This is a genomic window from Pseudoalteromonas sp. Ps84H-4 (genome assembly GCF_024124645.1).
In the GTDB taxonomy this organism is placed as follows: Bacteria; Pseudomonadota; Gammaproteobacteria; order Enterobacterales; family Alteromonadaceae; genus Pseudoalteromonas; species Pseudoalteromonas lipolytica_C.
The window spans coordinates 25,532-37,209 of the sequence record NZ_JAMXSK010000004.1 but is presented as its reverse complement, the minus strand read 5'-3'; the positions used below and the strand labels follow the sequence as shown (position 1 = coordinate 37,209).

Annotated in this window: 11 protein-coding genes; 9 read left to right on the top strand and 2 right to left on the bottom strand. The window is 40.7% G+C overall.

Features of this window, described 5'->3' with window-relative positions; all coding sequences use genetic code 11:
- The first annotated feature begins 19 nt into the window (after positions 1-19).
- The 7 genes from phoU to NH454_RS05755 all read left to right on the top strand — a co-directional run bounded on the left by phoU (position 20) and on the right by NH454_RS05755 (position 6,197).
- The gene (phoU, locus tag NH454_RS05785; protein ID WP_054552476.1) at positions 20-721 is read left to right on the top strand and encodes a phosphate signaling complex protein PhoU; all 702 of its coding nucleotides are present in this window, start codon (positions 20-22) and stop codon (positions 719-721) included.
- A 150-nt stretch (positions 722-871) separates the two neighbouring features.
- The gene (locus tag NH454_RS05780) at positions 872-1,549 is read left to right on the top strand and encodes a TIGR00153 family protein (protein ID WP_135923309.1); all 678 of its coding nucleotides are present in this window, start codon (positions 872-874) and stop codon (positions 1,547-1,549) included.
- Between the two features lie 41 nt (positions 1,550-1,590).
- Positions 1,591-2,859: an inorganic phosphate transporter gene (locus tag NH454_RS05775; RefSeq protein WP_135923310.1), complete on the top strand. Its 1,269-nt coding sequence runs from the start codon at positions 1,591-1,593 to the stop codon at positions 2,857-2,859.
- 248 nt (positions 2,860-3,107) lie between these two features.
- Positions 3,108-4,034, top strand: coding sequence for a hydrogen peroxide-inducible genes activator (locus tag NH454_RS05770; protein ID WP_135923311.1), 927 nt, complete (start codon positions 3,108-3,110; stop codon positions 4,032-4,034).
- 118 nt (positions 4,035-4,152) lie between these two features.
- Complete coding sequence (locus tag NH454_RS05765; RefSeq protein WP_253038484.1) at positions 4,153-4,695, top strand: RNA polymerase sigma factor; 543 nt, start codon at positions 4,153-4,155, stop codon at positions 4,693-4,695.
- Positions 4,688-5,287 (top strand): hypothetical protein, encoded by a 600-nt coding sequence (locus tag NH454_RS05760; RefSeq protein WP_253038482.1) that lies wholly within the window; start codon positions 4,688-4,690, stop codon positions 5,285-5,287. Before NH454_RS05765 ends, NH454_RS05760 begins: the two co-directional genes overlap by 8 nt.
- 1 nt (position 5,288) lies before the next feature.
- Positions 5,289-6,197, top strand: coding sequence for a hypothetical protein (locus NH454_RS05755; RefSeq protein WP_253038480.1), 909 nt, complete (start codon positions 5,289-5,291; stop codon positions 6,195-6,197).
- Positions 6,198-6,226: 29 nt separating this feature from the next.
- Here NH454_RS05755 and NH454_RS05750 read toward each other — a convergent pair whose 3' ends face one another.
- Together NH454_RS05750 and NH454_RS05745 are read right to left on the bottom strand one after the other, a co-directional pair.
- The gene (locus NH454_RS05750; protein WP_135923315.1) at positions 6,227-6,430 is read right to left on the bottom strand and encodes a hypothetical protein; all 204 of its coding nucleotides are present in this window, start codon (positions 6,428-6,430) and stop codon (positions 6,227-6,229) included.
- A gap of 233 nt (positions 6,431-6,663) precedes the next feature.
- The gene (locus NH454_RS05745; RefSeq protein ID WP_253038478.1) at positions 6,664-9,174 is read right to left on the bottom strand and encodes an EAL domain-containing protein; all 2,511 of its coding nucleotides are present in this window, start codon (positions 9,172-9,174) and stop codon (positions 6,664-6,666) included.
- 169 nt (positions 9,175-9,343) lie between these two features.
- Between NH454_RS05745 and queA the strand changes: the two genes are divergently transcribed.
- Positions 9,344-10,375 (top strand): tRNA preQ1(34) S-adenosylmethionine ribosyltransferase-isomerase QueA, encoded by a 1,032-nt coding sequence (gene queA / locus NH454_RS05740; protein ID WP_135923317.1) that lies wholly within the window; start codon positions 9,344-9,346, stop codon positions 10,373-10,375.
- A gap of 150 nt (positions 10,376-10,525) precedes the next feature.
- Positions 10,526-11,653, top strand: coding sequence for a tRNA guanosine(34) transglycosylase Tgt (gene tgt, locus NH454_RS05735; protein WP_058583935.1), 1,128 nt, complete (start codon positions 10,526-10,528; stop codon positions 11,651-11,653).
- Positions 11,654-11,678 lie beyond the last annotated feature (25 nt).

Here is an 11,678-nt window from a genome sequence, read left to right as displayed (position 1 = left end):
AAATTTATAGAGGTAGACAATGGAACATAATATCAATAAACACATTTCGGGCCGCTTTAATGAAGAGCTTGAAAATGTGCGTAACCATGTATTAAACATGGGTGGCTTAGTTGAGCAACAACTAAACAGTGCACTGGATGCTGTTAGCAATGGTGATGCGGATCTTGCACAAAAAGTTCGTGAAAACGACTATAAAGTAAATGCAATGGAAGTAAATATCGACGAAGAGTGCACACGCATTATTGCTCGTCGTCAGCCAGCTGCCAGTGACTTACGCCTTGTGATTGCAATCGCTAAAACAATTGCCGATTTAGAGCGTATTGGTGATGAAGCTGAGCGCATTGCTAAAGTTGCGCTGGACTCATTCACTAAAGATCAGCAAGACCTATTGGTGAACATTGAAAACATGGGTCGTCAAGTATCGAAAATGCTTCATGATGTACTCGACGCTTTTGCACGTATGGACGTGCAATGTGCGTTTGAAGTGCACAAAGAAGATGCCAAAGTTGATCGTGAATACGAAGCAATTACACGTCAAATCATGACTTATATGATGGAAGATCCACGCTCAATCCCGAAAATTATGGATTTAGTGTGGTCAGTACGCTCATTAGAGCGTATTGGCGACCGTTGCCAAAATATTGCTGAATACATTATCTACTTTGTAAACGGTAAAGATATTCGTCATACATCTCAAGCAGATATAGAAAAGTCGCTGTAATTTTAACCGCTACTTTTCATTATTAAACCGAGCGGCCTTTGGCCGCTTTGTCTATTATTGGTGATGTAAGGCAGAAAAAGCGTTCACAATCGAACACAATGCTGTAAAATTCGCAGCTGCCAAAGCATACTAATTTATAAAGGGTCAGTTATGCCTACAAATGCATTTTTAGGGGTTTTTGCTAAATCACCTATTAAGCCTATGGAAGATCACATCAAGAAAGCACATCAAGCAAGTAAAGCGTTGATCCCTTTCTTTAATCACGTGTTTAAAGAAGAATGGCAAGAAGCGGAAGAAATCCGCCTAAACATTCGTAATTTAGAGCGTGAAGCTGATGAAATGAAACGTAACATCCGCCTTCAACTACCTCGTGGCTTATTCATGCCTGTTGAGCGTACCGATTTGCTTGAACTTGTTACTCAACAAGACAAGATTGCTAACAAAGCAAAAGATATTGCAGGTCGTGTAGTTGGTCGTGAGATGACTATTCCTGCAGAAATTCAAGAAGATTTCCTTGCTTATGTAACTCGTTGTGTTGATGCAACTAAACAAGCATCAAAAGCAATCAACGAGCTAGATGAGCTTCTTGAAACGGGCTTCAAAGGTCGCGAAGTGACTTTAGTTGAAAAGATGCTCGTTGAATTGGACGCAATTGAGCAAGACACGGATGACATGCAAATCAAAATACGCCGTCAATTGCGCGCTATAGAAAATGAACTTAACCCAATCGACGTAATGTTCTTATACAAGATCATTGAATGGGTTGGCGAGCTGGCTGATATTGCTGAGCGCGTAGGTTCTCGTCTTGAGCTGATGTTAGCTCGTTAATTAAAAATCAGTTCAAATTCGAAAAATTAAAGGTTCACACAATGGATATCATTGCAAATTACGGCACGTTACTCGTTTTAACTGCCGCCGCAGTCGGTTTCTTCATGGCTTATGGTATTGGTGCAAATGACGTTGCCAATGCGATGGGTACATCTGTAGGCTCAAAAGCACTTACAATTAAACAAGCAATCATCATTGCGATGGTGTTTGAATTCGCTGGTGCATACCTTGCCGGTGGTGAGGTTACATCTACAATTCGTAAAGGGATTATAGATGCCGCGCCATTTACGGACATACCAGAACTTATGATACTTGGTATGATTGCCGCGCTATTCGCTGCTGGTAGCTGGTTATTAATTGCCTCTTTCTTGGGCTGGCCAGTATCTACGACTCACTCAATCATCGGTGCTATCATTGGTTTCGCATTGGTTGCAGTAGGTAGCGAAGCAATTCAATGGAACAAGGTAATGGGCATTGTAGGTAGCTGGATTGTTACCCCTGCTATTTCTGGTTTTATTGCTTATTTGATTTTCATGAGTGCGCAAAAGCTAATTTTTGACACTGATGCACCACTTAAAAATGCTAAGCGTTTCGTACCTGTATACATGGGTCTAGCTGGCTTCATCATGTCGCTTGTAACCATCAAGAAAGGCTTGAAGCACATTGGTATTAACTTAGGTGCTGTTGAAGGTTATGCGCTTTCTATCGCAATTGCAGTGGTTGTTGCAATCATTGGTAAATTCGCAATTTCACGCCTTAAAATTGACCCTAAAGCTGACAAAAAAATGCAATTCAACAACGTTGAGAAAGTGTTCGCAGTACTGATGGTACTAACGGCATGTTGTATGGCATTCGCACATGGTTCAAACGACGTTGCTAACGCAATTGGTCCACTAGCTGCTGTTGTAAACATTGTTGAGCACAACGGTGAAATCGCTAAGAAAGCGGCTATCGCATGGTGGATTTTACCACTGGGTGGTTTCGGTATTGTTGCTGGTCTTGCTATTTTAGGTAAGAAAGTAATCAAAACAATCGGTGAAGGTATCACACACTTAACACCAAGCCGCGGTTTTGCTGCTGAGCTTGCAGCTGCTTCTACTGTTGTTATCGCATCAGGTACTGGCTTACCTATCTCTACTACACAAACACTTGTGGGTGCAGTATTAGGTGTAGGTATGGCACGTGGTATTGCGGCACTTAACATGGGTGTAGTAAGAAACATTGTAGTTTCTTGGGTAATTACATTGCCAGTTGGCGCAGCCCTTGCTATTGTTATTTTCTACGTACTGAGAACTGCCTTCGGGGTTTAAAAAAGTACTAACAGACTTTTAGCTTGAAAAGATCTCAATGCCTTAGGTATTGGGGTCTTTTTATTTGCAGGTAGTAATATCAATCCGCAATAATATTTAATCATTTTGAAGGATAAACCTGTCGCTATCTGCGTTAAAGATTTCTCATTAAGAGCAACTTAATAGCGAAATTTTTGCCTTGTTATTAACGAGGTTTTATTGCCTCAAAATAGATCACTTAATTAAGCGATTTGGTATAAAAACAGAATATGAATAACTTACCAAGTATAAAACAGCTACAGTATTTATTAGCAGTCCATCAGCATCAACACTTTGGCCGCGCAGCCAGCGCCTGTTTTATTGGCCAATCTACATTAAGTAGTGCAATTCAAAACTTAGAAGAAACGTTAGGTTGTCAGCTTATTGAGCGTGAAAATCGCAGTTTAATGTTTACTGCTATCGGTGAAGAAGTAGTAGAGAAAGCTCGTAAAATTATAGACGATACCTTAAGCCTAAAAGAGCTAACAAAAAGCTTTTTGACACCGTTAAGCGGCACGCTCACCCTTGGCGTGATCCCAACGATTGCCAGCTTTATTGCCGCGCCTTTATATCATTTCTGCAAACAAACTTTTACTGAGTTAGAGTTAGTCTTGGTTGAAGATACCAGTGATAAGCTACTCGATAAATTAGAGCATGGCCAAATTGATATGGCATTGCTTGCATTGCCGTATGATACTGACAAATTTCATACTCAAGTGCTTGCAAAAGATCACTTTAGTTTGGTGCATCACAAAGACTATACGCCTGCAGCTGGGGTGGAAGATTTTAATCTACTACCGGATGCCAGCGTGTTTTTACTCGAGCGTGAGCATTGTATGACTGGCCATGCGCTAAGTGCCTGCCACTTGAATCGTTCAAGTTGTATTAATCCATTTGAAGCGGCAAGCTTACATACTTTGTTAAGTATGGTTGAGCACCAGCTAGGTGTGACTTTCTTACCGCAAATGGCTATTAATGCCGGCATTTTAGACAAGAAAGAAATGGTTGCTACGCCATCCCAGAGCGATGCGTACCGTGATATTGGTATTGTATGGCGTAAAACCACAGGCCGGATCAGAGACTTTAGGCTGTTTAGCCAGCAGTTAGAGCTGTTTCTTAATAGGCAATGTAGCTTAGATGGTCAGTGTAACGAATAATAAAAAACCCCAAATAAAAAATTTGGGGTTTTTTGTTATTAAAACAAACTATTTTTTTCCTTCCCTCGACTAACATAATAACAAAACCATTAAAGGCAGATCAGATGACGAGGCTAGCGTGTTTTTTCAATCACTTGAAACATTAATTGCCAAAGCGCAACAGGGCAATAAACGGGCGTGGTTGAAATTAGTCAAGCAGCACGAAACACAGGTATATAACTATTGCCTAAGGATGTTAAGCCATCCCGATGATGCAATGGATTTGATGCAAGAAGTGTTTATTTCTGTGTATAAAAGCTTACCGAGCTTTCGTGGTGAATCGAGCTTTAATACTTGGCTCTATCAAATAGTGCATCGGCGTAGTGTCGAATATTATCGTCGCCGTAAATTGCATCAAAGTTTGGATTCTGCGCCAGAAGAAAGCTGTGAGCGTAGCGAGTTAGAAATGAATCAACTGCAATCCGAGCAGCATCATGAACTAAAAGAAATGATGAATAATTTACCCTGGGAGCAGCGTTTAGTGGTGGAGTTAAAGTTTTTTCAGCACTGTACATTTGAAGAGATAGCTGAGCAATTAGGCATTTCGACCAATACAGCTAAATCAAGACTATACAGTGCGCTTGGCAAATTAAAAGTGCATTTGGAGGCCGTAGATGGCTAATTTAGATTCATTATTTACCGCATGGTTAGAAGGTGAGAGCTTAACTGATGAGCAAATAGCCTTGCTGCAAGCTAATGCTGAGTATGCATTAATGATGAACAATGCGATGCAGTGGCAACAACAAAGTAAAGACTATGAAACGGTGCCAGTACCAAACTGGGACAGAGAATCAAGTATGCCGAAAGTGCAAAAAGCTAACGTATTTTTTGGCTCTGGTATGTGGGCAATGGCGGCATCAATTGCGTTTTGTGCGTGGCTTTTTGTTACTAATCCGCAGCAACAAAACCAGCAATTACTTGAGCAAGTCGCTAAACAAACCAACTTATTAGAGTCACAACAAAAGCAAATTGATCAGCTGCAAAACATTCTTACAGCACAAAATGAAGTGCAACAGCAGCAGATGTACCAGCTGGCTAAAGAAGCGATTAAAACTGGGCGAGTAGAGCGCCAAGAAGATATTGCCAGCGTGCTTGCCTATATCAAAACGCAGCGCGCTCAAGACCAAGCGTACTTACGTATGCAGTTAAATGATTTAGCAGAGCAAGTGGACGGCCGATCTATGCCAACCGTTGCCAACAACTTGGAGTATTAAGATGTCAAAATACACATTAACCTCAGCTGCCTTATTGCTTTGCTCAGCCGTAAGCATGCAAGCACAAGCAAACGATGAATTAGATAAAATTCAGCGAGAAGTCGGGATCATGGAAAAAATCCTCACCGCAGCTTTAAAACAAGATACCGATAACAAGGTAAGAAATGTATCTTCAAGCTATCTACAACACCAAGGCGTAGTATTTAGCTTTGATGTACGAGGCAGTTCACGGTGGTCTTCGGTGTTTGCGTCTGTACCTGACGCGCCTCTTCCACCATTGCCAGATATCGACTTTGAAGAACTGGCTGAAATTGAGGTGTTAGGTGATCATGTGCAAGTAATAAGCGATGCCGTGGTAGTGAAAACGCAAGAAGCCTACCAGCAAGCAATGGAAGTGATGCGTGAAAGTGCTGAGCGAGTGCGTGATGTTGCTGAACAAGAGCGAGATATAAGCCGTGAAATTCGTGATCTTGAACGTGAAAAACGTGATTTGGAGTTTGACCGTCGTCACGACAAAGACGCCAAAGATCAAGAGCTCGAACAACGTAAAAAAGAGCTACAAGCAGCAATCAAAGAACTTGAAAAGCAGCAGCAAAAATTATCGCAAAAACAGCAAGTAATGCGTAAAGAGTTAGCAGAAAAAAAACAAGCACGGGTGAAAGAGCAGCAGCAACAATTAGCTGAGCTTGTACAAAAGGTAAATAACAGCTTATCGCTTACCTTATGTGATTATGGTAGTGGCTTAAGAAACTTACCAAACGATGAGCATGTTAGTTTTGTCATTCGTGGTATTAGCGAAGATAAAAGTGAACAGGTTAAAGTGTTTAAAAAGTCAGATATTAAAAAGTGTGTGCAAGGTGATATAAAAGCCACGCAACTGCTTGAAAAGGCATCAAGCTATAATTTTTAGCTTGGCTAGCTCCCCAACTAAAAAGCAGCCTAGAGAGGCTGCTTTTCATTCATTGAAAAAGGTTTCAAGTCGGGTAAAAACAATAAGTAAACCCATACGACTAAATTAAAATACGGCACTAGACCTAAGCCTGTAAATATCTTTACCGGATACCCCTTGAAGGTTGCATTACGGTAACATTGATACGCTATCCCTAAATTTACGAACAGCAACAAAACGATTAGTTGTGTCATCACTTTTCTCCTTTATACCGTTAATACATGAACTTATTAATATTAAGTTATTTTCAGTATGTATAATGTAATTGGTAATGTCATGTATTTTTTAAGTAATCACTATAAAAATACGACATTAGTTCTTGCTGTGGATTTAAGTATAGATGAGTATCGTGACTTTGGAAGTACTAAAAATAGGTAAAAAGTAGCGAAAATGCCGTTTTTTTTCACTTTATAATGCTAGCTAATTGTTAGTTAAATAAATTATTTTCAGATATTTTTTTTAGTTCAGCAGAAATTTTTTCAACCGGTACTGGGCGGGCGATAAAGAAGCCTTGACCGTAATCAATTCCAATTTCTTTTAATGCTAAAAATATTTCTTTATTTTCAACATACTCAGCAACAGAACGCTTATCAAGCGAACGACTAATATCGTTAATGGCTTTAACTAAAGCAAGATCGATAGGATCATTTAGCATGTCGCGAACGAATGAACCATCGATCTTCACATGTTGTGCTGGTAATTGTTTTAGATAATTGAACGTGCTAAATCCAGTGCCAAAATCATCAATCGAAAAGTGACAGCCCAAGCCGTTTAAACGCTCTATCATCGCACGGGTTGCTGTCAGGTTTTTGATGCTTGCCGACTCAGTTATTTCAAAAATTATGCGGCTCGGTGCCACTTCATACTCTTCTAAGCTTGATTCAATATGCGGAAGCAAACGCTCATCTAAGAATGATTGCGCCGATAAATTGATAGCAATTTGATTAAGCTCTGGATGCTTTGCAACACTTTGAATAGCATTTCTAATAACACATTGGTCCATCAAAAATGTGTCATTTAATAACTCTAATGCAGGGATAAACTGGTTCGGGTAAATTAGCTCATCATTTAATTTCAAGCGCAGTAATGTTTCAAAGTAAGCAACATGATTACGTTTAAAATCCCAGATTGGCTGATAATGAAGCTCGATGGCATTTTGTTGAAGAGCCTGACGAATACTGTGCCCCCACTCTAAACCAACTTGTAGGCTGTTGTGGTTACTGTCTTCTTTGGAATAACAGTGGACTAAGTTTCGGCCCAAACTTTTTGCCACATAAAGCGCGATATCTGCTTGTTTTAAGCATTCGCTGGGATCATTATTCTGTGCTGTAATTTGTGTCAAACCAATAGAGCAGCTAATTGAGTATATTTGCCCTTCAGAGTGAAATTGGTGTTTTTCAATAGCAACGCAAATGCTCTCAGCAACTAAGTGTGCATCAAGTAAGTTGGTATTTTTTAAGATAACAGCAAATTCATCACCGCCAATACGACAAATCAAATGCTCTTCGCTAATGTTAGCGGTAAATAGCTGGGCAACCTCTTTTAAGACAATATCGCCTTGTTGATGGCCTTTACTGTCGTTAATAATCTTAAAGTGGTCTAAATCGATATAAATAAGTGCGTGCTCAATATCGTCATTAGTGTATTTCTCTTGGCAAATACGCTGTAATTGTTGGTCAAAGTAATAACGATTGTGCAGCTCTGTGAGTGTATCGTGTAAAGCTAAATGGCGAAGCTGAAGTTCAGCTTGTTTTCGTTCATGAATATTATCAATGGTTGCAGTGATCGTAGCCGAGTTTTGGCTATTTTTAATCAGTTGTAAGCGGCACTCGACCCAAATTGCATTGCCATTTTTGTGTTTAAGTTGTATTTCAACTTGTTGTTGTTGCTCGCCACCATGCAAAATACTTTGAATTGTATTTTGTAACTTGGTTTGACACTCTGGAAGACAGAAATCTGTGAGTGACTTTGATAAGCTTGATTTTATGCCATAACCAGTAAGGCTTTCCCAAGCAGGATTAATGAAGCGAATATTACCGTGCTGATCAAATTCAAGAACGACCGTATTAAGATGCAATAAAATTCGTTGGTGCGCTGAAAACAGTTCTTTGTAGCGACTTTGGCTTTGGCTTAGCTGTTCGACCTTTTGCGCAAACTCAGCATAGCTGACCATAAAATCTTCGCGTCGGGCAGCATGATCGCACACCTTACTTAACAGTGATTGATCATAAGGTGCACGGATAAAGTCGGTCACACCCGATAATAATAACTGTTCAGCGTAGTCAGCATCATTATTATCAATAATGGTTACGATTGCTTGTTTTGGATTATGTTGCAAAATTTCGCTGATGAGTCCAGCTGCAGTATCAGAATGTGACTCAGTGGCATCAATCAAAACAATCGCAAACTTATGCTGTAAGTATGTTGCAAGCGTCGCTTTAGTTGAGGTGGTATGCGTTACCGCAAAGCTAAGTTTTAGTTGTTTGCTTATATCTTGTGCTTTGCGGCTGTCTGTTTCGAGTAGCAGTAAGTTTAGGCGACTGCTTTTTTCTAAATGGGTTGAAAGTACATTGGCAAGTACTTGCGGTAACATATCTTGGCGTTCGAATGGCAATACGGCATCAATACCGTAGCTTCGCGCAGTGGTTTCGGCAATGCGCTCGCAGTATATAGGAGGTGTTAATAGGATAGGCGTGTTTTTAGGTGTTTTTAACAATCCAGAGCGGATCATACGTGAAAAGCGCCAACCATCAATTTTACCAACCTCAAGGCCAGTAATAATAATGTCCACCGGGTGGCTTTTGAGTATTTTTAACGCGTCCTGAGAGTCGCTTGCTTCGATAAACTGAAATACATTTAGTTTATTGAGCGTAGACTTTATCGTCTCACGTTCTGCAACGCTAGCGTTCAAAATTAGCAGTTTTAACTGCTTTGCCATGGCGCTACTACCTCTTAACGAACCCATGTTTAGTGAATAAGCTAGAATAATGACATTTTGCCTAATCTACAAGCAAACTTTACCTAAAAGCGGTTATTTGGCCTTTGCTTGAGGTAGTGGGCGTATCAGAGTAAACTTGGCGCGTTTTTATTAATGAGAGATATGCTCCATGCGCGTAGCTGATTTTAGCTTTGACCTTCCAGATGAATTAATTGCTCGTTTTCCTAAAGCAGATCGAACTAGCAGCCGTTTGCTGACCCTTGATGGCCCATCAGGGAAAGTGGAACATAAAGTGTTTAGTGATATTTTATCACTTGTTAATGAAAATGATTTACTCGTTTTCAACAATACTAAAGTAATTCCTGCACGTATGTTCGGGCAAAAAGAGTCGGGTGGCAAACTTGAAGTATTAGTTGAGCGTGTGCTTGACGAACATCGGGTACTTGCCCATGTTCGAGCAAGTAAATCACCAAAACCTGGCTCAAAAATTATTCTTGAAGGTAAAGCCGAAGCTATCATGGTTGCACGTCATGGCGAGCTTTTTGAGCTTGAATTTGCCAAAGACGAAAATGTATTAGATATCTTAAATGACATTGGTCACATGCCTTTGCCACCTTACATTGATCGTCCTGATAACGAATCAGACCGCGAGCGCTACCAAACTGTTTATGGTGAAAAGCCAGGTGCTGTTGCAGCACCAACGGCAGGCCTGCACTTTGATGACAAGTTAATGACGGCACTAAAAGACAAAGGTATAAACATGGCGTTTGTGACTTTGCATGTAGGTGCGGGGACATTTCAGCCTGTGCGTGTTGACTCAGTTGATGAGCATGTCATGCACTCAGAATACATCGAAGTACCTGATGATGTGGTTAAAGCGGTAGCCGAAACGAAAGCAAAAGGTGGTCGCGTAATAGCCGTTGGGACTACCTCAGTTCGCTCGTTAGAATCTGCTGCTAAAGTGCACGGCGGCAAACTTGATACTTACTTTGGTGATACCGATATCTTCATCTACCCGGGTTATCAGTTCAACGTGGTTGATGCTATGGTGACAAATTTCCACTTACCAGAATCAACCTTGATCATGTTAGTCAGTGCGTTTGCTGGCCAAGAAAACATCATGGGTGCCTACCATACCGCAATAGAGCAAAAATATCGTTTCTTTAGTTATGGCGATGCCATGTTCTTAACGCGAAAATAACGACAGTTTAGATTTTAAAAAGCCCAGTTTTTTTACTGGGCTTTTTATTTTCGAATTTAGCCCAATTAATAGTAATAAAGCTGCAAACAGGGTAGAATCGAGCGGTTAAATTATAGCTTGTTGGACTGTTTTTCCGACACTGAGGATAATATGAAATTTGAATTAGACCGCACTGACGGTAAAGCGCGCCGCGGCCGCTTGATTTTTGAACGTGGTGTTGTAGAAACGCCAGCATTTATGCCTGTAGGCACATACGGCACCGTTAAGGGTATGACGCCGGACGAAGTGAAAGACACTGGCGCGCAAATTTGCCTAGGTAATACTTTTCACTTAATGCTGCGCCCTGGTACAGAAATCATTAAGCAACACGGTGACTTACACGACTTTATGAATTGGGATCGCCCAATTCTTACTGACTCAGGCGGTTTCCAAGTATTCAGCTTAGGCGCAATGCGTAAAATCACTGAAGAAGGCGTGATGTTCAGCTCACCAGTTAATGGTGAAAAGATCATGCTTTCACCAGAAAAAGCGATGCAAGTTCAGCGCGATTTAGGCTCTGATATTGTGATGATCTTTGACGAGTGTACGCCATACCCAGCGACTGAAAAAGAAGCTAAAGATTCTATGGAGTTATCACTTCGTTGGGCTAAACGCTCAAAAGAAGGTCATGGCGATAACCCTGCAGCGCTATTTGGTATTATCCAAGGTGGCATGTACCCTGAGCTTCGTGCACAATCACAAAAAGGCCTAGAAGAAATTGGCTTTGATGGTTATGCATTAGGTGGTTTATCGGTGGGTGAGCCGAAAAACGAGATGATCAATATCCTTGATCACTGTGCTTACAAAATGCCGGAAGATAAGCCTCGTTACTTAATGGGGGTTGGTAAACCAGAAGACTTAGTTGAAGCGGTTCGCCGTGGTATCGATATGTTTGACTGTGTAATGCCTACACGTAATGCCCGTAATGGTCACTTATTTGTAACGGGTGGCATTGTTAAAATCCGTAATGCAGTACATAAAACAGACACGGGCCCACTGGATCCTGAGTGTGATTGTCATACGTGTAAAAACTATTCACGTGCATACTTGCATCATCTTGATAAATGTAATGAAATCTTAGGCGCACGTCTAAACACGATTCATAACTTACGTTATTATCAACGCGTGATGGAAGGCTTACGTAATGCCATCAGTAATGGCAAACTAGACGAATTTGTTGCAGATTTTTATGCACGCCGCGGCCAAGAAGTGCCAGAGCTTGCAGATACATCAGATTAAATTTTTAGAAAAATTAAAGAGGAAG

Coding starts and splice junctions, on each gene's coding strand:
- queA (WP_135923317.1), top strand. CDS start 9,344: ATGCGCGTAGCTGATTTTAGCTTTGACCTTCCAGATGAATTAATTGCT.
- phoU (WP_054552476.1), top strand. CDS start 20: ATGGAACATAATATCAATAAACACATTTCGGGCCGCTTTAATGAAGAG.
- NH454_RS05780 (WP_135923309.1), top strand. CDS start 872: ATGCCTACAAATGCATTTTTAGGGGTTTTTGCTAAATCACCTATTAAG.
- tgt (WP_058583935.1), top strand. CDS start 10,526: ATGAAATTTGAATTAGACCGCACTGACGGTAAAGCGCGCCGCGGCCGC.
- NH454_RS05745 (WP_253038478.1), bottom strand. CDS start 9,174: ATGGCAAAGCAGTTAAAACTGCTAATTTTGAACGCTAGCGTTGCAGAA.
- NH454_RS05775 (WP_135923310.1), top strand. CDS start 1,591: ATGGATATCATTGCAAATTACGGCACGTTACTCGTTTTAACTGCCGCC.
- NH454_RS05750 (WP_135923315.1), bottom strand. CDS start 6,430: ATGACACAACTAATCGTTTTGTTGCTGTTCGTAAATTTAGGGATAGCG.
- NH454_RS05770 (WP_135923311.1), top strand. CDS start 3,108: ATGAATAACTTACCAAGTATAAAACAGCTACAGTATTTATTAGCAGTC.
- NH454_RS05755 (WP_253038480.1), top strand. CDS start 5,289: ATGTCAAAATACACATTAACCTCAGCTGCCTTATTGCTTTGCTCAGCC.
- NH454_RS05760 (WP_253038482.1), top strand. CDS start 4,688: ATGGCTAATTTAGATTCATTATTTACCGCATGGTTAGAAGGTGAGAGC.